General features: G+C 74.3%; 19 protein-coding genes. 6 read left to right on the top strand and 13 right to left on the bottom strand.

Going from position 1 to position 19,982, the window contains the following annotated elements:
- Positions 1-58: 58 nt before the first annotated feature.
- The 3 genes from ACZ6Z8_RS23355 to ACZ6Z8_RS23365 all read right to left on the bottom strand — a co-directional run bounded on the left by ACZ6Z8_RS23355 (position 59) and on the right by ACZ6Z8_RS23365 (position 2,169).
- Positions 59-1,132 (bottom strand): serine hydrolase domain-containing protein, encoded by a 1,074-nt coding sequence (locus ACZ6Z8_RS23355; RefSeq protein ID WP_465612007.1) that lies wholly within the window; start codon positions 1,130-1,132, stop codon positions 59-61.
- 74 nt (positions 1,133-1,206) lie between these two features.
- A complete protein-coding gene (locus ACZ6Z8_RS23360; RefSeq protein WP_465612008.1) occupies positions 1,207-1,752 on the bottom strand; it encodes a GNAT family N-acetyltransferase in 546 nt (181 codons plus the stop codon).
- A gap of 24 nt (positions 1,753-1,776) precedes the next feature.
- Complete coding sequence (locus ACZ6Z8_RS23365) at positions 1,777-2,169, bottom strand: ankyrin repeat domain-containing protein (RefSeq protein ID WP_465612009.1); 393 nt, start codon at positions 2,167-2,169, stop codon at positions 1,777-1,779.
- A 405-nt stretch (positions 2,170-2,574) separates the two neighbouring features.
- Here ACZ6Z8_RS23365 and ACZ6Z8_RS23370 point away from each other — a divergent pair, with 405 nt between their 5' ends.
- The 3 genes from ACZ6Z8_RS23370 to ACZ6Z8_RS23380 all read left to right on the top strand — a co-directional run bounded on the left by ACZ6Z8_RS23370 (position 2,575) and on the right by ACZ6Z8_RS23380 (position 5,162).
- Positions 2,575-2,769: a hypothetical protein gene (locus ACZ6Z8_RS23370; protein ID WP_097238968.1), complete on the top strand. Its 195-nt coding sequence runs from the start codon at positions 2,575-2,577 to the stop codon at positions 2,767-2,769.
- A 124-nt stretch (positions 2,770-2,893) separates the two neighbouring features.
- Entirely contained in the window at positions 2,894-4,510 is a 1,617-nt protein-coding gene (locus ACZ6Z8_RS23375; RefSeq protein ID WP_465612010.1) for a hypothetical protein, read from the top strand.
- A gap of 277 nt (positions 4,511-4,787) precedes the next feature.
- A complete protein-coding gene (locus ACZ6Z8_RS23380; RefSeq protein WP_030279777.1) occupies positions 4,788-5,162 on the top strand; it encodes an RNA polymerase-binding protein RbpA in 375 nt (124 codons plus the stop codon).
- A gap of 91 nt (positions 5,163-5,253) precedes the next feature.
- Here ACZ6Z8_RS23380 and fxsA read toward each other — a convergent pair whose 3' ends face one another.
- From fxsA to ACZ6Z8_RS23405, 5 genes are all read right to left on the bottom strand, one after another.
- Positions 5,254-5,832: an FxsA family membrane protein gene (gene fxsA / locus ACZ6Z8_RS23385; protein ID WP_465612011.1), complete on the bottom strand. Its 579-nt coding sequence runs from the start codon at positions 5,830-5,832 to the stop codon at positions 5,254-5,256.
- A 55-nt stretch (positions 5,833-5,887) separates the two neighbouring features.
- Positions 5,888-7,540, bottom strand: a complete 1,653-nt coding sequence (gene lnt / locus ACZ6Z8_RS23390; RefSeq protein ID WP_465612213.1) for an apolipoprotein N-acyltransferase — start codon at positions 7,538-7,540, stop codon at positions 5,888-5,890.
- Positions 7,541-7,649: 109 nt separating this feature from the next.
- A complete protein-coding gene (locus ACZ6Z8_RS23395; RefSeq protein WP_465612012.1) occupies positions 7,650-8,108 on the bottom strand; it encodes a GNAT family N-acetyltransferase in 459 nt (152 codons plus the stop codon).
- A gap of 42 nt (positions 8,109-8,150) precedes the next feature.
- Positions 8,151-9,758: an amidohydrolase gene (locus ACZ6Z8_RS23400; RefSeq protein WP_465612013.1), complete on the bottom strand. Its 1,608-nt coding sequence runs from the start codon at positions 9,756-9,758 to the stop codon at positions 8,151-8,153.
- A gap of 31 nt (positions 9,759-9,789) precedes the next feature.
- On the bottom strand, positions 9,790-10,230 hold the full coding sequence (locus ACZ6Z8_RS23405; protein ID WP_030058365.1) for an Lrp/AsnC family transcriptional regulator: 441 nt from the start codon (positions 10,228-10,230) through the stop codon (positions 9,790-9,792).
- Positions 10,231-10,459: 229 nt separating this feature from the next.
- Between ACZ6Z8_RS23405 and ACZ6Z8_RS23410 the strand changes: the two genes are divergently transcribed.
- Positions 10,460-10,972, top strand: a complete 513-nt coding sequence (locus tag ACZ6Z8_RS23410; RefSeq protein ID WP_465612014.1) for a hypothetical protein — start codon at positions 10,460-10,462, stop codon at positions 10,970-10,972.
- A gap of 99 nt (positions 10,973-11,071) precedes the next feature.
- Here ACZ6Z8_RS23410 and ACZ6Z8_RS23415 read toward each other — a convergent pair whose 3' ends face one another.
- Positions 11,072-12,235, bottom strand: a complete 1,164-nt coding sequence (locus ACZ6Z8_RS23415) for an acyl-CoA dehydrogenase family protein (RefSeq protein WP_465612015.1) — start codon at positions 12,233-12,235, stop codon at positions 11,072-11,074.
- A gap of 409 nt (positions 12,236-12,644) precedes the next feature.
- Here ACZ6Z8_RS23415 and ACZ6Z8_RS23420 point away from each other — a divergent pair, with 409 nt between their 5' ends.
- Both ACZ6Z8_RS23420 and ACZ6Z8_RS23425 read left to right on the top strand, forming a co-directional pair.
- On the top strand, positions 12,645-13,226 hold the full coding sequence (locus tag ACZ6Z8_RS23420) for a uridine kinase family protein (RefSeq protein WP_465612214.1): 582 nt from the start codon (positions 12,645-12,647) through the stop codon (positions 13,224-13,226).
- A gap of 382 nt (positions 13,227-13,608) precedes the next feature.
- Positions 13,609-15,606: an AAA family ATPase gene (locus ACZ6Z8_RS23425; RefSeq protein ID WP_465612215.1), complete on the top strand. Its 1,998-nt coding sequence runs from the start codon at positions 13,609-13,611 to the stop codon at positions 15,604-15,606.
- 20 nt (positions 15,607-15,626) lie between these two features.
- Here the strand turns inward: ACZ6Z8_RS23425 and ACZ6Z8_RS23430 are convergent, their stop codons facing one another.
- From ACZ6Z8_RS23430 to ACZ6Z8_RS23445, 4 genes are all read right to left on the bottom strand, one after another.
- Positions 15,627-16,613, bottom strand: a complete 987-nt coding sequence (locus tag ACZ6Z8_RS23430) for an NAD-dependent epimerase/dehydratase family protein (protein WP_465612016.1) — start codon at positions 16,611-16,613, stop codon at positions 15,627-15,629.
- A gap of 152 nt (positions 16,614-16,765) precedes the next feature.
- Positions 16,766-17,809 carry a hemolysin family protein gene (locus ACZ6Z8_RS23435; RefSeq protein WP_465612017.1) on the bottom strand — a complete coding sequence of 348 codons (1,044 nt, stop codon included), beginning with the start codon at positions 17,807-17,809 and terminating at the stop codon, positions 16,766-16,768.
- Positions 17,806-19,149: a hemolysin family protein gene (locus ACZ6Z8_RS23440; protein ID WP_465612018.1), complete on the bottom strand. Its 1,344-nt coding sequence runs from the start codon at positions 19,147-19,149 to the stop codon at positions 17,806-17,808. Before ACZ6Z8_RS23440 ends, ACZ6Z8_RS23435 begins: the two co-directional genes overlap by 4 nt.
- A gap of 237 nt (positions 19,150-19,386) precedes the next feature.
- Positions 19,387-19,827 (bottom strand): PH domain-containing protein, encoded by a 441-nt coding sequence (locus ACZ6Z8_RS23445; protein WP_465612019.1) that lies wholly within the window; start codon positions 19,825-19,827, stop codon positions 19,387-19,389.
- Positions 19,828-19,982 lie beyond the last annotated feature (155 nt).

Below are 19,982 nucleotides of genomic sequence, written 5' to 3' on the forward strand. Positions count from 1 at the left end.
CACCGCTGTGCGAAAGGCGGTTCGCAGCTAATCCACCCGATCGGGTTGCGTGCTCCCCTCACCCGAAGACGGCCCGCCGGAAGGCGTTGCGCAGGTCGGTGAGGGACTGGGTGACCCGGCTGTGGTGCACCTGGTTGGTGAGCAGCAGGGCCCAGCGGCCGAGTCGGCGGGAGACCCAGATGCCGGTGCCGGTGAAGCCGTAGTGGACGAAGGTGCCCTCGGCGGGATCGGTGCCCGGGGCGTACAGCCAGGACAGGCCGCGGGCGGGGGCGAGGCCGCCGGTCTGTTCGCGCAGCGATTCGGTGATCCACGCTTCGCCCCAGGGGAGTTGGGGCGGCGGGGCGAGCACGGCGGCGAGGAAGCGGGCGAGGTCGGTGGCGGTGGAGAAGGCCCCGGCGTTGCCGGAGACGCCGCCGAGCAGCCGGGCGGAGGGGTCGTGCACCACGCCGCGCAGGTGGGCGCCGGCCGACGGGTCGTACTCGGTGGGCGCGGCGCGGGCGGTGTCCGCGGCATCGAGCGGCCCGTAGCGGGTGTCGGTCATGCCCAGCGGCCGCCAGGCCCAGCGGGCGGCGAGTTCGTCCAGTGGGGCACCGCCGAGGTCCTCGACCAGGTAGGTGAGCAGTACGGCGGCGCGGTCGGTGTACTCGACGGCGGTCCCCGGCGCGCGGTGCAGCGGGGCCGCGATCACCCCGGCCCGGATCGCCGCCGGTGCCCGCCCGTAGAGCTGCTCGAAGCGGGTGTACGGGAGCAGACCGGCGGTGTGGGCGAGGAGTTGACGGACCGTCACCGCCCCGGCCGGCCGCCCGGCGGTGGGCGGCCACCAGCGGCCGAGCGGTTCGTCCAGCGGCAGCCGCCCGGCCTGCCGGAGCACCCCGGCGCAGGGCCAGAGCGCCACGATCTTGGTGAGGCTGGCGAGGTCGTAGAGCGTGTCCGGCCCGGCGGCGAGCCGCGCGTACGGGCCCTGCCCGAGCGCGCCGTGGCCACCGCCGCCGAGCGTGCCCCCGGCGTCGCCGACGGCCCAGACGGCGCCCGCCCCGACGGTGCGCACGCCCTCGCGGACCAGTCGGTCCAGCGGTCCGCCGGGCGCGGCCAGGGCGGGAAGCCGTTCGGTGTCGGGCGGTTGGTGGCTCATCACCGGTGTCTACCCGGCGCGCGCACCGCTCAGACCGTCGGCACCCCCGCCGTCGACGCCCGGACCGCGACCGCTCAGACCGTCGCCGGGAGCTCCTTGCCCATGCAGATGCTCTGCGGATGGTCCTTGTAGATGCCGAACTTGCGGATCGCCTCGTAGCCCTCGGAGCCGTACAGCGCGATCGCCTCGGGCTGCTCGGTGCCGGTCTCCAGGATGAAGCGGGTGCGCCCGGCCTCGACGGCGGTCTCCTCCAGCCGGCGCAGCATCGCCCGGGCCAGGCCCCGGCCGCGCGCGTCCGGTATCACGAACATCCGCTTCAGCTCGGCGTCCCCGCCCCGCAGCCCGTCCGGGCCGGCCTGCTTGGCCCGCCAGCCGCCGCAGGCGACCGGGCGGCCGCCCAGGTACGCGATCATGAACAGACCGGCCGGCGCCTCGAAGTCCTCGGGGTGCATCACGGTCTCATCCGGGTCCCCGTAGCGGCGGACGTACTCCTGCTGCACCTCCGCCGACAGCGCCTGCGCGTCGGGGTGGGCGTACCCGGTGATGCGGAACTCGACGGTGCCGGTGACCTCGGCGCCGGTGACCTCGGCGCCGGCGACCTCGGTGGCGGTGCTCTCCATGGTGGAAGAGCCTACGGCTTCGGCTCAGCGGCCCTCGAACCGGGCCAGCAGCTCGGTCCTGCCGAACATCGCGGCGGCGTCGACGGCGGACGGGACGCCGACCCTGGGATCGGCGCCGCCGTCCAGCAGGGCGTCGACGACGTCCGCGCCGCCCTTGAAGACGGCTCCGGCCAGCGGGGTCTGGCCCTTGTCGTTGGCGCGGTTCGGGTCGGCGCCGCGCTGGAGCAGGGCTTCGACGGTGGCCGCGTGGCCGTGGTAGGCGGCGAGCATGACCAGGGTGTCGCCGCTGCCGTTGGTGAGGTCCGCGGAGACGCCCGCGTCGACGGCGGCGGTCAGGGTGGCGGTGTCGCCGGCCCGGGCGGCGTCGAACAGCTTCCCGGCGAGCGCGATCACCTCGGCGTCGGGGGCATCGGTCATGGCGGACTGCCTTTCCAGGGGTCTGGCGGGGTTCGTGCGTACCGCACCGTAGCGGTCGGCGCCGGACCGGGCCAGCCGGCGTCCGGATTCCGGATCACGGCCGTGCCGGTGCGGAACCCGGTACGACGGACGGCCGAACGGGTCGCGCGGCCGTTCGAGCGAACTTCCGGGACCCCCCGGAAACCCCCCGCCCGCCCGCCGGGAATGCGTCGCGGCACCGATTCCACGTGACGTCCGCGCGGCACCGGGCCCCACCCGGACCGGTTCGCCTACCGCCGTCGGCTTCCCGGCGGCACTGCACGGCGAAACCACCCATTTGCGCCGTTCCATCATCTATTACTTTTTGTCACGATAAGTGCACTTTACGTAACACTGTCCCCCGTCCCCCCTCCCCGAGGAGCAGAAGTGATCCTCTCGATTTCCGGCATCGTCCTGTTCGGCACCATCGCCTTCCTGTTCTTCCGCAGGGACGGACTCAAGGTCTCCCACGCCATCGTCTGCGCCCTCTTCGGCTTCTACGTCGCCGGTTCCTCGATCGCCCCGAGCATCACCGCGGGCGGCGCCAGCCTGGCGAGCCTGCTCGGCGGCATCCGGTTCTAGGTGTGCCGCCACTCCCCCACCGGCCCGGGCGCGGATCCCACCGCCCCGGGCCCCGTCGTACCACGAGCAGTCCCCCCTCACCCCCGCCCGTCCCACCCGTCCCACTCGACCGGGGAGTCACGGAATGCCGCTCCACCGCCACCTCGTCAAGGGCCGCGAGATCGCCCGCACCGCCGGGGACCACGCCACCGACATGTTCGCCCCGCTCGCCGTGATCGGCCGCGGGCTGCGCCACCACGCCGGCTGGGCCAAGGACCGCTGGCAGGCCACCCCGAAGGAACGCCGCGGCCCGACACTGTTCCTGTCCGCCGCGATGCTGATCGGCATCTACCTGCTGCCGCACGGCCTGCTGTTCGCGCTGATCGCCCTGATGGCCAGCGCCGCCTGGGCCGGCCGGGCCCCCAAGGCGCCCCCCGCCGCGCCCGCGCCCGACGTGGCCGACATCAAGCTCGGCGCCCTCTACTCGGCCCTCACCCCGTACCTGTGCGGGCCCGAGGACGCTAACCCGCTCTACCACTTCGAGGGCTCCTACAAGAACGCCTTCGGCTCCTGGGAGTTCGACGGCGAGGGCCGGCTGTCCCGGCTGGAGCTGAGCTACCCCGCCTACTTCACCGACACCGAGCCCGCCGCCCGGGCCCGGATCGAGCAGGTCGTCCAGGGCAAGGCCGGACGGGCCCGGGAGTACCGCTTCGACTGGGACGAGGAGTCCAACCGGCTGCGGATCACCGCGCTCGCCCCGCTGCCCACCGACGTCGTCGCCCAGCGCTTCGTGGCCGCGCCCGGTGAGATCGTGCTCGGCTTCACCGACGAGGACGGCACCGCCCGCACCATCCCGGTCACCCGGGGCGGAGCCGTCACCCAGCAACCGCCGGTGGTCTGGCGCACCGGCCCGCGCTCCTCCGAGCCCCACCTGCTCGCCCTCGGCGTCGCCGGCTACGGCACCTCCAGCCTGATCCGCTCGATCGCGCTCCAGGCCCTCCCGTACGGCGACCTGGTGGTGATCGACGGCGCCGGGACCGGGGAGCACGCCTGCCTGGTCAACCGGCCCGGCGTGCACACCGTGGAGACCAGCCTGCACGGCGCGCTGGCCGCGCTGAACTGGGCAGCCCAGGAGACCGAGCGCCGGCTCGCCGCGCTGAACGCCTCCCGGCACACCGGCGCCAGCCTGCCCGAGGACGTCACCCGGCCGCTGTGGCTGCTGCTGGACCACCCGACCGAGCTGGGCGAACTCGCCCACGCCGAGGGCCGCCCCGACCCGCAGGACCTGCTGGAGCTGCCGCTGCGGCACGGCCGGGCCGCCCGGGTCACCGTGGTGATCGCCGACGACGTCGAGGCCCGGGACCGGATCACCCCGACCGTCCGCGCCACCACCCGGGCCCGGGTGCTGCTCGGCCCGGCCGGCCCCGAGGAGAGCCGGGCCGCGCTCGGCGCCCCGCTGGACATCGTCCCCGCCGCGCACGCCCCGGTCGGCCGCGGCTACGCCCGGATCGGCAACGGCTCCCCCGTCCGGCTCCAGGTGCCGGCCACCGTCGACCCGCTCGACGACGAGGCCCCGGCCCAGCTGCGGGACGCCGTGATCGCCCTGCTGCCGCACCGCGACAGCAGGACCGAGCCGGCCCCCGCGGCGCCGCCCCGCCCGGACCGCCCGCCGATGGTCCGGACGGACGGCACCATGCCGTCGCACCACCCGGTCGACCTCGGCAAGACCGAGCCGATGATCCGTTCCCGACCGATCTCCTGATCCCGCGGGAAGCGGGGTCGACGGGAGGCGCCGAACGGCCTCCCGGTACGCTCGTCACAGAAAGGCCGCACGATCACCAGATGTGAAATAGGTGACACCTGGTGCGATATCCCCGGCCAGATGTGACAAATCGGGCGCTGGTGGGTACAAACAGGGGCGGCACGACAGACGACGCATGTCCCGGGACGGGAATCTTCGTCGGAAGCCGAGCGTTGACCGAACGACGAAGAACAGCGACCACTAGTCCTGTGGGCCATAAGCCCGGGAGGCACGATTCATGAGCGAGCGAGCTCTCCGCGGCACGCGACTCGGGGCCACTAGCTACGAGACCGACCGTGGTATCGATCTGGCTCCCCGCCAGACCGTCGAGTACGCATGTCAGAACGGACACCGATTCGAGGTTCCTTTCTCGGTCGAAGCGGAGATCCCCCCGGTGTGGGAATGCCGCTTCTGTGGCCAGGAGGCGGCACTTCTCGACGGTGACGAGCCGGAGGAGAAGAAGGTCAAGCCCACGCGCACCCATTGGGACATGCTGATGGAGCGCCGGACGCGCGAGGAGCTGGAGGAGGTGCTGGCCGAGCGGCTGGCCGTGCTCCGCTCCGGTGGGATGAACCTCGCGGTGCACCCGCGGGACACCCGCAAGAGCGCCTGACAACACCTCGCTCCCGCCGCGTGCGGGAGGACGCGAAAAGGGACCCTGGTCACCAGGGTCCCTTTCGCGTGTCGTCAGCCGTTGAGTGTCGTCAGCCGTTGATCGGCGGGCGGTAGGTGGTGTCCGGGCCCTGCGGGCCGCGCGGGCCGGTCTCCGGGTCGACCACCTCGCCCTGGATCACCTTCCCGTCCGGGCGGTGGATGCGCAGCTGCTCCTGCAGCCGCACCGCGTCCGCGAAGGGGTCGGCGCCCACCGGCGAGGCGCTGCGGATCGCCTTGTCCGCGACCTTGCGGCCGACGGCCCGCCACAGCGCCCGGGTCGGCGGGAAGAGCAGGGTCAGGGCGACCAGGTCGGACAGGAAGCCGGGGACGATCAGCAGCAGCCCGGCCAGGACGGTCATGGTGGTGCCGGTCTGCGGCTGCTCGGACCGGGGGTCCCTGCTCTGCTCGATCGCCGCCGACAGCGCCTTCAGCCCGGCCCGCTTGATCAGCGAGCCGCCGATCACCCCGCCGCCGATGAGCAGCAGCAGGACGGCGAAGCCGCCCAGCCACGAGCCCACCAGGATCAGCAGCCAGATCTCCAGCACCAGCCAGGCGGTGATCAGCAGCGGCAGCACCCGGCGGAGCCTGCCGCGCGGGACCGGACGGGCGGGGGTAGCTTGCTGGGTCACGGTACGAATCCACTCCAAGCGGTGCTCTGCGCGCCGCACGGGAGGTCCGGGCCGGCTACGGCACCACCTGTTCCAACGATGCCCCGGCGGCCGGTGTTCCGACCTCCGGCTTCCGCCGACGGCCGACCAGGACGGCGGCGCCGCAGGCCAGCAGGCCGCCGACGGCCAGCGTCCACTCCGGGAGGGCGCCGACCCGGTCGGCCACCGTGGTGCCGTCGCGCAGCGGGACGGTGGCGGACAGCTCGGCCGGGGTCAGCTCCGCGGTGCGCTGCTCGACGGTGCCGTCCGGGGCGATCACCGCGCTGATGCCGCTGGTGGCGGCGATCAGGACGACCCGGCCGTGCTCGACCGCGCGCAGCCGGCTCATCGCGAGCTGCTGCTCGGGCTGGCCGGTCCTGGCGTAGGTCGCGTTGTTGGTCTGGACCACCAGGACGCGGGCGCCGCTGCCCACGGTGTCCCGGACGATCTCGTCGTAGGCCACCTCGAAGCAGATCACGTCGCCGATCTTCGCCGGGCCGAGCTGCATCACGCCGTTGTGGTCGCCGGGGTAGAAGTCCCGGGCGACCCGCTGGAGGCGGGTGATCACCTTCATCAGCTCGGCGCGGAACGGCACGTACTCGCCGAACGGGACGGGGTGCTGCTTGGTGTAGGAGGCGCCGGGGCCGGTGACCGGGTCCCAGACGATGCCCTCGTTCTGGACGTGCTGGGCGTCCGGGCCGTCCACCAGGGTGCCGACCAGGGTGGGCACGCCGACCGCCTTGACCGCCTCGTCGATGCGCTGCCGGGCCAGCGGGTCGCTGAACGGGTCGAGGTCGGAGGAGTTCTCCGGCCAGATCACCACGTCGGGGCGCGGCCGCTTGCCGGCCTGGATGTCGGCGGCGAGGCGCTCGGTGGCCGAGGCGTGGTTGTTGAGGACCATCATCGGGCGGCCCAGGAAGTCCATGCCCGGGTTCGGCACATTGCCCTGGACGATGGCGACCTTGACGGTGTCGTTCGCGGCGGTGGGCACCGGGACGAGGTAGCCGACCAGCAGGGCGGCCACCGCGCCGAGCACCGCCGGCGCGGCCGCCCGAAGGCCGGTCCTCGGCGTCCGGCCCGGCCCGCGCAGGCGCAGCGCCGCCCAGGCCAGCAGGGTGCCGGAGAGCGCGACGGCGAAGGTCACCAGGGGGGCGCCGCCGAGCGCCGCGAGCGGGGTGTACGGGGTGGCGGTGTTGGCGAAGGCGAGCCGGCCCCAGGGGAAGCCGCCGAGCGGCAGCCGGTCGCGCGCCCACTCCTGGGTGACCCACAGGGCCGCGGCCCACAACGGCCGGCCGGGCAGCCGGGAGGTGAGGGCCAGTGCGCCGCCGAGCAGGGCCAGGAACAGCGCCTCGATGACGGACAGGCCGACCGTGGCGTCCCAGCCGACCACCCGCAGCCAGCTGAGCAGCATCAGGAAGAAGGGGAAGCCGAAGGCGAAGCCCGTCCAGGCGCCCTGGCGGAAGGTACGGTCGCGGGTGAGCAGCGAGAGCGCGGCGACGCCGAGCAACGACAGCGGCCACAGGTCGTACGGCGGGAAGGCGAGCGCGAGCAGCAGGCCGGCCAGCGCGGCGAGGCCGGTGCGCGGCAGCCCGGCGCGGACCTTGGCGAGCGTGCGGGCGCCGCGACCGGGCTTCGGGGCCGGGTCCTGTGGCTCGCGAGCGGTCCCGGACCGCTCCTGGGTGACGGGAATGGCCACCGGCGCACCATCTTCCTGGGGCTTGCTGTTCGGACGCTGTGCGAAGAAGGTACCCCGGAACGTCGGGGAGGCGTGAGGTGAGGGTGGTAGGGGGATCCGGCGGTCAGCGCTCGGTGTAGACGAAGCGCCCCAGCGGCCAGTGGTCGGTGAGCCAGGCGGAGACCGCGCGGTACAGCGGGGCGTCCAGCTCGGCGCGGTCGGCGCGGACCCAGGAGCTGACCGACACGACGCCCGGGTCCTCGCGGTCCGGGTAGATGTAGACGCAGCCGATCACCTCGTCGCGGTCCGGTTCCAGGACGGTGTAGGTGAAGCCCCGGCGGGCCTCGAAGTCGGCGGCGTGGCGGCGCAGGTCGGCGAGATTGCGCTCCGGGGGCATGCCGTCCACGGGCGGCCAGCCCCGGCCGGACCAGCCGGGGGTGGCGCGGATGTGCTCGATGCTGCCCGTCCAGGCGGCGTGGTCGGAGGCGTTGTGCTGCTCGCCCAGGGGCTCCAGGCGGAACTCCGGGGCGAGCAGCTCGCGCGGGACGGTGAAGTCGGCGGGTACCAGTGGTTCGGTCGTCATGGTCGTCAACCTACGAGGCGCCGACCGGCCGGCTCATCCGATTTACCGCTGGTGCACGGTGCGGCCGCGGACCACCGTGCGCAGGCAGACCGGCAGTTCGCGGCCCGGGGTGAGGTCGGGCAGGCCCGGGGTGCCGGAGCGCGGGTCGGTGGACCAGCCGGCCACCCGGGAGTCGGGGGCCTGGACGACCAGCTCGTCGGCGGCCCAGATCGCGTAGTTGGCGACCGCGCCGGGTACCAGCACGCCGTCCTGGTCGCGGCCGATCGCCCGCCAGCCGCCGCGGGTGTGGGCGGTGAAGGCGGCGCGGACCGAGATCCGGTGCTCCAGGGTCCGGTGGAAGGCGGCGGCGCGGACGGTGCCCCAGGGGTCGAGCGGGGTGACCGGGGCGTCCGAGCCGAAGGCCAGCGGGACGCCGGCCCGCAGCAGAGCCGCGTACGGGTTGAGGCCGGCGGCCCGCTCGGCGCCCAGGCGCTGGACGTACATGCCCTCCGGGCCGCCCCAGGCGGCGTCGAAGGCGGGCTGGACGGAGGCGGTGAGGCCGAGTTCGGCGAAGGCGGCGATCGCCTTGTCGTCGAGTGCCTCGGCGTGCTCGACCCGGTGGCGCAGCGCCCTGACCCGGTCGGCTCCGACCCGCTCGCCGGCGGCCCGCACGCCCTCGACGACGGCGGCCACGGCGGCGTCGCCGATGGCGTGGAAACCGGCCTGCAGCCCGGCCCCGGTGCAGGCGGCGACGTGGTCGGCGACCTGCTCGGCGGTCAGGTAGGCGGTGCCGGTGTGCTCGGCGTCGGTGTACGGGGCGTGCAGGCAGGCGGTGCGCGAGCCGAGCGCGCCGTCCACGAAGAGGTCGCCGCCGGCGCCCACCGCGCCGAGCCTGCGGGCGGTCTCGATGCCGCCCAACTCACCCCAGTAGCCGAAGACTTCGGGTCCGTCACCCTCGGCGGCCAGGGCCAGCAGCGCGGTCAGGTCCGCCTCGGAGGAGATCTCCGGACCGGCGCACTCGTGCAGCGCGCCGATGCCGAGTTCGGCGGCGCGGGTCAGGGTGGCGCGCTGGGCCTGCCGGCGCTGCTCGGGGGTGAGGTGGGCGAGGGCGGTCCGCCGGACGGCGTGGTGGGCGTCCTTGGTGAGCGGGCCCTCGGCGTCGTGGCCGGGGCGCCCGGCGAGGCCCTCGGTGAGGGTGCGCAGCGCGGTGGTGGCGAGCGCGGAGTGCACGTCGGTGCGGGAGAGGTAGAGTGCGGCGCCGCGGGCGGCCTCGTCGAGTTCGGCGAGCGTGGGCGGGCGGCCCTCGGGCCAGCCGGTCTCGTCCCAGCCGTGGCCGATCAGCACTCCGCCGGGCTCCTCCCGGGCCTCGACGAAGGCGGTGACGGCGGCCAGGGCGGCGGCCAGCGAGGGGCTGCCGGTGAGGTCGAGGCCGGTGAGCGCCAGGCCGGTGGCGGTGGCGTGCACGTGGGCGTCGACGAAGGCGGGGGTGACCAGCGCGCCGTCCAGCTCGACGATCTCGTCGGCGGTGCCGGCGTACGCCTCGGCGGCGCCGTCGCTGCCGACCCAGGCGATGTGCCCGCCCTCCACGAGCATCGCGGTGGCGAAGGGGTCGGCGGGGCTGTAGACGGCGCCGCCGCGCAGCAGGACGGTCCGGGAGGTGCGTTCGGTCATGCCGCTAAGTCTGCACCCCTCCCGTTCCTGGTCAGAGCTTCGGGGGTCGCGCCTCGTAGGGAGTGGAGAGGACGACGGTGGTGCGGGTGGACACTCCGGCGGCGCTGCGGATGCGGGCGAGCAGGTCCTCCAGGTCGCCGGGGGCTCCGACGCGCACCTTGAGGATGTAGTTCTCGTCACCGGCGACGCTGTGGCAGGCCTCGATCTCGGGCAGGCCGGCCAGCCTGTCCGGGGTGTCGTCCGGGGCACTGGGGTCGAAGGGCTTGACCGAGATGAACGCGGTCAGCGCCAGGTCGACGGCGTCGGGGTCGATGATCGCGGTGTAGCCGCGGATCACCCCGCGCTGTTCGAGGCGGCGCACCCGTTGGTGCACCGCCGAGGTGGACAGGCCGGTGGCCTTGCCCAGGTCCGTGTAGCTCATCCGGCCGTCCTCCAGGAGCAGCTGGACGATGCGTTGGTCGAGATCCTCCACAGTGCGCAAACCTACCGGGTCGGGAGCACGGGGGCGCACGGTGGTGGCACACAGTCGGATTGCAGGTGTCACGCGGGCATTTGCCGGGTGAATGTGGCGGGGGGTGTGGCCAAGGACACACCCGGTGCATCGCGGTGCGCAACTCCGCAGGATTATGAGCCCGGACGGCAGGGAAGTGCTGGTTGTGGCCCTGAGCGACCACGCCGGGCCCGATCCTAGGGGGATCCTCATGCCTGCTACTGACCAGCGCGTGCTGGCCGCCGACGAGACCGACGATATGACCGGCCGCGACGACCTCGGGGTCGATCACGCGGCCGATCACGCGCCGGGTACCGACCCCGGCGAGGCCGAGACCTGGGACATCTTCCGGGTCCACTGCCCAGAGTGCCGTCGCCCGATCGCCCTGGTGGCGGACGAGGAGCGGCTGCCGCAGCACGCGCTGCTGCCCACCTCCTGGAACCCCTTCGCCCCCGCCGTCTGCCCCGGTTCGGGCGCGCCGACCGACGACCTGGCGGAGGTGGAGGCCCCCGAGGACGCCGAACCGTCCGGGTTCGACGCGCTGTTCAAGCTCCCGAGCGGGCTCGACTGGCGCACCCAGCCGTTCTCCCACGCGCTGGTGCACCGCCCGGTGCGCAGCGCGACGGCCGCCGTCGCCGTCCCGGCCAAGGCCGTGCGGACCGCCCCCGCGGCCGCGCCGCTGGCCACCATCCCGGAGCAGCGCCGGCGCCTCGCACGCCGCTGACTCCCGTCGCCCGCAGGCCGGTTGGCACCACGGGGAAATCGCCTCCGGCCGTCACTCCGCACCCTGGAGTGACGGCCGGAGGCCGCATCGGGGAAGGGCTCAGCCCTTCGTGAGGTGGCGGCCGATCACCAGGCGCTGGATCTGGTTGGTGCCCTCGACGATCTGCAGCACCTTGGCCTCGCGCATGTACCGCTCGGCCGGGAAGTCCTGGGTGTAGCCGTAGCCGCCGAGCACCTGGACGGCGTCGGTGGTCACCCGCATCGCCGTGTCGGTGCAGAACAGCTTGGCCATCGCCGCCTCCTTGGAGAACGGCCGGCCGGCGTCGCGCAGCCGCGCGGCGGCGAGGTAGAGCGAGCGCCCGGCCTCGATCTGGGTGGCCATGTCGGCGAGCATGAAGGACAGGCCCTGGAACTCGGCGATCGGGCGGCCGAACTGGCGCCGGGTGCGCGCGTAGTCGACCGCGAGGTCGAGCGCGGCCTGGGCGACGCCGATCGCGCAGGCGGCGATGCCGAGGCGGCCGGAGTCCAGTGCGGCCAGCGCGATCTGGAAGCCCTGGCCCTCCTCGCCGATCAGCCGCTCCCGGGCGACCCGGGCACCGTCGAAGTGCAGCTGGGCGGTCGGCGAGGATCGCATGCCCATCTTGTGCTCCGGCGGCGCGGCCGACAGGCCCTGCTGGGTGGCGGGGACGAGCAGGCAGCTGATGCCCTTGGCACCCTCGGCGCCGGTGCGCACCAGGGCGCTGTAGAAGTCGGCCTGGCCACCGTGGGTGATCCACGCCTTGGTGCCGTTGACGACGTACTCCTCGCCGTCCAGGTCGGCGCGGGTGCGCAGGGCGGCCGCGTCCGAGCCGGACTGCGGCTCGGAGAGGCAGTAGGCGCCGAGCTGCTCGCCGGAGAGCATGCCGGGCAGCCACTTCTCGCGCTGCTCCTCGCTGCCGAAGGTGGCCAGCGCGTGGCAGGACAGGGTGTGCACGCTGACGCCGAGGCCGACGGCCAGCCAGCCGGACGCGAGCTCTTCCAGGACCTGGAGGTACACCTCGTAGGGCTGCTCGCCGCCGCCGTACTTCTCGTCGTACGGCAGGGACAGCAGGCCGGCCTCGCCGAGGGTGCGGAAGGCCTCCCGGGGGAACCGGCCGGCGGCCTCGTCCTCCGCCGCGCGCGGCTGGAGCTCGCGCTGGACCAGGTCCCGGGTGAGGCTCAGCAGTTCGCGGGCCTCCTCGCTGGGCAGCTGGCGCTCCACGGCTTTCACGGGGGAGGGGGTCATGGCGGGGTCGCCTCCTCGATCGGGCGCCGGCCCGGGGTGGCGGGGTCCGGCGCGGTGTGGCGGGTCGGGCCCGACCGGCACCGGGTTGCGGTGAACGGCCGTTCACAGGCGTGGCGAAGGCGAGTATGCCCGAAAGCCGCGCCGCCGTCACGACCAGCACAGATGAACTGTCCGCAGTGGTGGGCTACGGCACCGTAGGGTTGCCGTTGTGGCTGCATCCGGAACCGTTTCCTCCCGTCGTCCGTCCGCTCCCGGCGCCGCGCCGACCGGGCCCGGCGCCGTCGGCACGCCCGGCGCCGTCGGCACGGCCGGCGACGCTGGTGCGCTCGACGGGTCCGGCGCGCTCGACGGGACTGGCGCGCTCGACGGGCGGGACGGGCTCCACGCGCTCGACGCGCTCGCCGCCGAGCTGCGCGCGCTGCCGCCGTCCTGCGGGCCGGTGCGGCTGGTCGCGGTGGACGGGCACGCCGGCTCCGGCAAGACGACCTTCGCCGGGCGGCTGGCGGCGGCGCTCGGCGGGGCGCCGGTGGTGCACCTGGACGACCTGGCCACCCACACCGAGCTCTTCGGGTGGACCGGGCGGCTGCGGGAGCAGGTGCTGGAGCCGCTGGCGGCCGGCCGGGACGCCGAACACCGGGTCTACGACTGGACGCTGAGCCGTTTCGAGGGCACCGCGCGGGTGCCGCTCGCCCCGGTCGTGCTGGTGGAGGGCGTCGGCGCGGGGCGCCGGGAGGTGCGGCCGTGGCTGGCCCGGGTGATCTGGATGGAGCTGGAGGCCACCGCGGCCCGGCGGCGCGGCGAGGAACGGGACGGGCCGGAACTCGCCGGGTTCTGGGCCCGCTGGGCCCGCGCGGAGGCGGCGCACTTCGCCGCCGACCCGAGCCGGCCGTTCGCGGCGACGCGGGTCGACGGGGTGACCGGGCGGATCCTGCCGGGCACCGTCGGTGAAGCTTCAACTAGCCCCTTGACCTGCGACATCACCAGGATCTAGGTTCGTCTCAGCCGCCGGAACCCACCGTTCCGGCGCCTCGGACCCGGCGTCCCCGGCTTGTTCCCCCGTGAGCCGGGGGCGCCGTCCGGTCCGCTCCCCCACCCCTGCCGGCCAGCGGTGTTTCGGCCATTCGCCCGCTCAACCACCGTGCGCGCAATCGCATTTGACTCTGCACGGCACCCTTCCGGATCAGCCCCGCGCCGGTACGATTCCGGTAGGCGCATATGCGCCCCGGGGGCTTCCGACCACCGGCCCAGCGCGCTGCGATCCGCCGGCCGGGCCCCGGGCCACACCGCGGGGGGCGTGAGTGACGACGGTGGACAGTTCCGACAGCACGGCGGGCGGCCCGGACCGGCTCGCCGACCGGGCCTGGCTGCGCGCCATGGACGCCTACACGGCGGGCGCCTACACCCGGGCCGAGGAGGAGTTCCGGGCGGCCGTCCGGCTGGACCCGGGCATGGCCGACGCCTGGCTCGGGCTCCACGCGCTGCGCAGCGACACCTCGGCGGCCCTGCTCGCCATGTACCGCAACCAGCAGCGCTTCGGCGAGCAGCGGCGGCTGCACCGGCGCCCGCTCAGCTCCTGGTACTGGCTGGGCTGGTGGGTGCAGCCGGTGCTGGAGGACGCCCGCGACCTCGCGCTGGCGCACGCCTCGCACTGGCTGGACGGCCGCCACCTGGCCGAGCTGGACCGGGCGCTGGAGCAGTGCCCGGCGCCCAGCGAGGACCCGTCCGCGCAGTTCCTGTACGCCTGCCGGTCCTACCTGCTCAAGGACTGGGAGCAGCTGATCCGGGACACCGACCGGCTGCTGGACGACCCGCTGCTGGGCATCGAGGCCGGACTGTTCGCCGGCATGGCCCGGGTGCGGCTGGACATGTGCGCCCAGGCGCAGGGCCCGTTGGCCGCCTCGCTGACGCGCTGCCGCTCCGAGCAGCCGCAGCGCAAGGAACTGCGCTACTGGCTGGCCCGGGCGTACGAGGGGGCCGGGCGCAGCGCGGCGGCGCTGCCGCTGTACCGGGCGGTGCACCGGGCGGATCCGGCGTTCATGGACACATCCGCCCGGCTGGCGGCGATCTCGGCGGAGGACGCGCTCGCGGACGGGCTGCTGGCGGGCGGGCTCCCGGGCGGGCCGGACGCGCTGGGGCCGGACCTCACGGGGTCGGACGTGGTGGGGCTGGACGGCGGCGGGCTGGACGGGGCCGGGCTCGACGGCGCCGGTCCGGGCGGCGAGCAGGGGTACCAGGACGACACCGGGTACGTGGAAGGTCCGCTCTACGACGCCGAGTTCGGCACCGGGACCGCGCCCGCCGGCGGCGGGGCCTCGGTGGACGCCACCCTGGTGGACGGCCCGCTCACCGGGCCCGAACCGGACGCCGCAGCCCCGGTGGACGGCGCGCCGCAGGCCGCCGGCGAGCGCTCCGGCTCGGGCGCCCCGGTGGTGCCCGCAGCGGCCCCGCCGCTGCCGGTGCGCGGGGCGGCGCAGCCCCGCACCGCTCCCCCGCCGGCACCCCGACCCGCGGGCGACGAACGGGAGTTGGACGCGGCACTGGCCGAGCTCTCGCTGATGGTGGGCCTGGAACCGGTCAAGCGCCAAGTACGGGCACTCTCCGCCCAGTTGAGAATGTCCGGACTGCGCGCCGAGCAGGGGCTGCCGGTCCAGCCGCCGAAGCGGCACTTCGTCTTCTCCGGCCCCTCCGGCACCGGCAAGACCACCGTGGCGCGGATCCTCGGCCGGGTCTTCCACGCCCTCGGCCTGCTCTCCGGCGACCACCTGGTCGAGGCCCAACGAGCCGACCTGGTGGGCGAGTTCCTCGGCCAGACCGCGGTCAAGGCGAACGAGCTGATCGACTCCGCGCTGGACGGCGTGCTGTTCATCGACGAGGCGTACAGCCTCTCCAACTCCGGCTACACCAAGGGCGACGCCTACGGCGACGAGGCGCTCCAGGTGCTGCTGAAGCGTGCCGAGGACAACCGGGACCGGCTGGTGGTGATCCTGGCCGGCTATCCCGAGGGGATGAACCGGCTGCTCGCCACCAACCCCGGCCTCAACTCCCGCTTCACCACCAGGGTCGACTTCCCCAGCTACCGGCCGAACGAGCTGACCGCGATCGGCGCGGCGCTGGCCGGCCGGGACGGCGACGGCTGGGACGAGGACGCGGCCGAGGAACTGGCCAGCATCTGCACCCACGTGGTGCGCGAGGGCTGGATCGACGACCTGGGCAACGGCCGGTTCATCCGCACCCTGTACGAGAAGTCCTGCGCCTACCGGGACCTGCGGCTGTCGCTGCTGCGCGAGCCGCCGGGCCGGGATGACCTGGCGACCCTGCGGCTGCCGGACGTGGTACAGGCGTACGGGGAGCTGATCGACGGCCGGGGCTGACATCAACTCCCCCGCCCGCGTCACTCCTTGAGCAGCTCCGCCTCCCGATCCGGGTCGAGCCCGACGTCCGGCCGGTCGTCCCGCTGGGGGGCGTCGCCGCCGATCGAGCACAGCCAGGCCCAGGTGTCCTCGACCGTCTCGGCGACCGGGCGGCAGCGCAGCCCCGCGTCGACGGCGCGGGCGACCGAGCAACCGTGCAGGAAGTCGTACAGCTCGCCCGGCGGCAGCCAGACCGGCAGTTCCGTCCACGGCTGCACCCCCGCCGCCAGGATCCGCTCGGGATCGGTCCAGCGCAGCTCGGCCGCCGAGCCGGTGGCCCGGACGCAGGCCTCCAGCAGCCCGCCCATGGTGGTGTGGCCGGCCGGGCTGACCACGTTGTACGGGCCGCCCAGCCGGGCCACCACGGCGTCCAGGGTCCAGGCGGCGAGGTCGCGGCCGTCGATGTACTGCAGCGGCAGGTCGCGCGGGCCGGGGGCGAGCACCGCGCCGCCGCGGGCGATCCGGTTCAGCCACCAGGGCAGCCGGCCGATGTTCTCGTACGGGCCGAGGACCAGCCCGGCGCGGACCAGCAGGGCGCTCCCGCCGTACTCCTCCTCCAGGGCCAGTTCGGCACCGCGCTTGGCCTCGGCGTAGGGCACCTCGCCGGTGAGGTCCGGGGAGGCGGGCACCACGGGGGCCTTCTCGTCCGCCCCGGGGCGCAGCGGGTAGTCGTACACCGACCGGCTGGAGACGTACGCGTAGTGGCCGACCCGGCCGTTCAGCCGCCGGGCGCTGTCGCGCACCGCCGCCGGGGCCCAGGACCAGGTGTCCACCACGGCGTCCCACTCCCCCGTGCCGAGCGCCGCGAGGCCGTCCTCGGCGGTACGGTCGCCCAGCAGCACCCGTACGCCCTCGGGAGCGGGCTGCGTGCCGCGGTTGAGGGCCGTCACCTCCCAGCCCCTGGCCAGCGCCTCCTCGGCGACGGCCCGTCCGACGAACTTCGTTCCACCCAGCAGCAGCAGTCTCATGCCGACCACCCTCCTCCGGGGGTGGCCGGCACGGGAACCGTTGCCTGCTGTGGGCAGAATCGCCGTCGGCGAAACGACGGCGCACGACGGAGCACGTCTGCGCACGACCGCGAACGTCGGCGAACGACGCCGGGTGGCGGCGGACCGGGGTCTCAGACCGTCCGGTGGTCCGGGTCGTGCATCTCGCCGACCAGTTCCTCCAGGACGTCCTCCAGCATGACCGCGCCGATCGTGCGGCCGTCCTGGTCCAGCACCGCGGCCAGGTGGCAGGCGGCCCGGCGCATCGCGCCGAGGGCGTCGTCCAGCGGCAGGCTGCCGCGCAGCACCGTGATCGGCCGCCACAGCCGGGCCGGGACGGGCGCCGACCGGTCCTCCAGGTCGAGGATGTCCTTGAGGTGGACGTAGCCCAGGTAGCCGTGGCCGGCCGGGTCGCCGTCGGTGACCGGGAAGCGCGAGAAGCCGGTGCGCAGGGCGAGTTCCTCGACCTCGGCGGCGGTCACCTTCGGGTTGACGGTGACCAGCTGCTCGGGCGGCAGCAGCACGTCGGTGACCGGGCGGCGGCCCATCTCCAGGGCGTCCTCCAGGCGCTCCTGGCGGTCCTCGTCGAGCAGGCCGGCATCCCGGGAGTCGACCAGCAGGTACATCAGCTGCTCGGTGGTGAACACCGACTCGACCTCGTCCTTGGCCTCGACCCGGAACAGCCTCAGCACGCCGTTGGCGAAGGCGTTGAGCAGCCGGATCACCGGGGCGAGCCAGCGGGCCAGCCGGTCCAGCGGCGGGCCGAGCCAGAGCGCGGCCCGCTCCGGGCCGGCCATGGCCATGTTCTTCGGCACCATCTCGCCCATCACCATGTGCAGGAACACCACGAGGGCGAGCGAGATCCCGTACGAGAGCGGATGCATCAGGCCGGACGGGACGCCGATCGCGTGGAACGGGCCCTCCAGCAGGGCGGCGATGGTCGGCTCGGCGAGCGCACCGAGGCCCAGCGAGCAGACGGTGATGCCGAGTTGGGCGGCGGCGAGCATCGCGGAGACGTTGGACAGCGCGTGCAGCACGGTGCGGGCACGCTTGTGCCCGGCCTCGGCGAGCGGCTCGATCTGGCTGCGGCGCACCGAGACGACGGCGAACTCGGCGCCGACGAAGAAGGCGTTGCCGAGCAGGAGCAGCAGGGCGACGGCGAGTTGCAGGACGGTCATCGGACGTCCTCCCCGTCCGTGCCGAACAGGCCGGGCGCGCTGGTGCGCTCCACCCGGACCTGGCTGGTGCGGTGCCGGTCGACGCCGGTGACGGTGAGCCGCCAGCCGGGCAACTCGGCCTGCTCGCCCACCTCGGGGAGCTTGCCGAGCAGGTCGGCGACCAGGCCGGCCAGGGTCTCGTACGGGCCGTCCGGGGCGTTCAGGCCGATCGCCTCCAGCTGGTCGAGCCGGGCGCGGCCGTCCGCCACCCAGGCGGGCAGGCCGTCGACGGCCGGCAGCGGGAGCAGGTCGGGCTGGTCGGCCGGGTCGTGCTCGTCCTGCACCTCACCGACGATCTCCTCGACGATGTCCTCGACGGTGACGACGCCGGCCGTGCCGCCGTACTCGTCGACCACGATGGCCATCGGCTGGAGGCGGCGCAGCTGGTCGAGCAGCCGCTCGGCGGGCAGGGTCTCGGGCACCAGCAGCGGCGGCGAAGCCAGTTCGGCGACCCGCACCCGGCCGCGCCGGGCGGCCGGGACGGCGAGGGCGTCCTTGAGCGTCACGATGCCGGTGACCTCGTCCACGGTGTCGGCGTAGACCGGGAACCGGGACAGGCCGGTGGCCCGGGTCAGGTTGATCACGTCGGAGGCGGTGGCGTCGCGCTGGAGGGCGGAGACGTCGACCCGCGGGGTCATCACCGACTCCGCGGTGAGGTCGCCGAGGCCGAGGGTGCGGACGAACAGGGTCGCCGACTCCTCGTCTATCGCACCGGCCCTGGCCGAGTGCCGGGCCAGCGAGACCAGCTCGGCCGGAGTGCGGGCGTGCTCCAGCTCCTCCTGCGGCTCGACGCCGAAGGCCCGGACCGTGCGGTCGGCGGCGCCGTTCAGGAAGCTGATCAGCGGGCGGCAGACGAAGGAGAAGGCCATGTGCGGGGCGGCCACCGCGCGGGCCACCTGGAGCGGGCGGGAGATCGCCCAGTTCTTCGGGACCAGCTCGCCGATCACCATCTGGACGACGGTGGCCAGCACCATGCCGACCACCACGGCGACGCCGCGGGCGGCCGAGTCGGGCACCCCGATGCCCGACATCACGGGCTGGAGCAGGGTCGACAGGGCCGGCTCGGCGAGCATGCCGACCACCAGCGAGGTGACGGTGATGCCCAGCTGGGCGCCGGAGAGTTCGAAGGAGAGGTGCCGCAGGGCCCGGGCGACGCGGGCGGACTTGGCGTCCCCCGCTTCGGCGGACCGGTCCACCGCGCCGCGGTCGGCGGTCACGAAGGCGAACTCGGCGGCCACGAAGAGGCCGTTGGCGAGGATCAGGAGAACGGCTGCGAACAACAGCAGCCAGGCGGTGATCACAGTGCCGCCTGCCTTCCGTGGGTCGGAAGCGAGGCGGCGCAGGTACTACCGGACGGATCGTCCATCGAGGGGGTGTGTCACTCCTCAGGTCGCTCGAAGCGCGAATCGGTTCGAGTGGGGGTCGTTTTCGGGCAGGGCGGAAGTTTTGCCCCGCTTTTACCAGCGTAGACCATACCGGCGCGCAGCTGGGAAGCGTGTTCGGGCCCGCCGGGGCGCAGGCCGCGTGGGCCCGCGCCGTCAGACCTGGGCGTGGTGCTCGACCAGGTCGCGCAGCGCGCGGGCGTCCGCGATCGCCTGGGCCTTGCCGACGCCGGACTGGATGCCCACCGCGGCGAGCGAGGTGCCGTCGGCGAGGTCGAGGGTGGCCCACGGGTCGCCCTGGCGGAAGTTGACCCGGACGATCTCGGCCCAGGCCAGCCGGCGGCTGCGGACGAAGTTGACCACCGTCACGCCCTCCGCGTCGGCGCTCACCCGCGGGCGGGCCAGCATCAGGCCCACGCCGGCGAACAGCAGCCCGCTGGCGACCATCATGATCCGGTCGTTGAGCTGCCAGCTCGCCGGGAGCAGCATCGCCAGCACGACGAACAGCACCACCAGCAGGGCGCAGACCGGCAGCAGCACCACGCGGGTGCGGCGGGGTGCCCAGGTGACGGGGAACTCGACGGGCGGCGTGGACACGTGGGGTCTCCGGTGGTGGTTCTGGGCCCGGTGGCTCCGGGGTTCGCGACAGCACGAGGGCGGGGACGCCGGTCGGCGTCCCCGCCCATTGAACCGTTCTTTACCCGCGAGCGTGCGAGCAGGTCCCGCGGACAGCGCGTGTCCGCGGCTCGTGC

The organism is Kitasatospora sp. NPDC101108 (assembly GCF_055584725.1).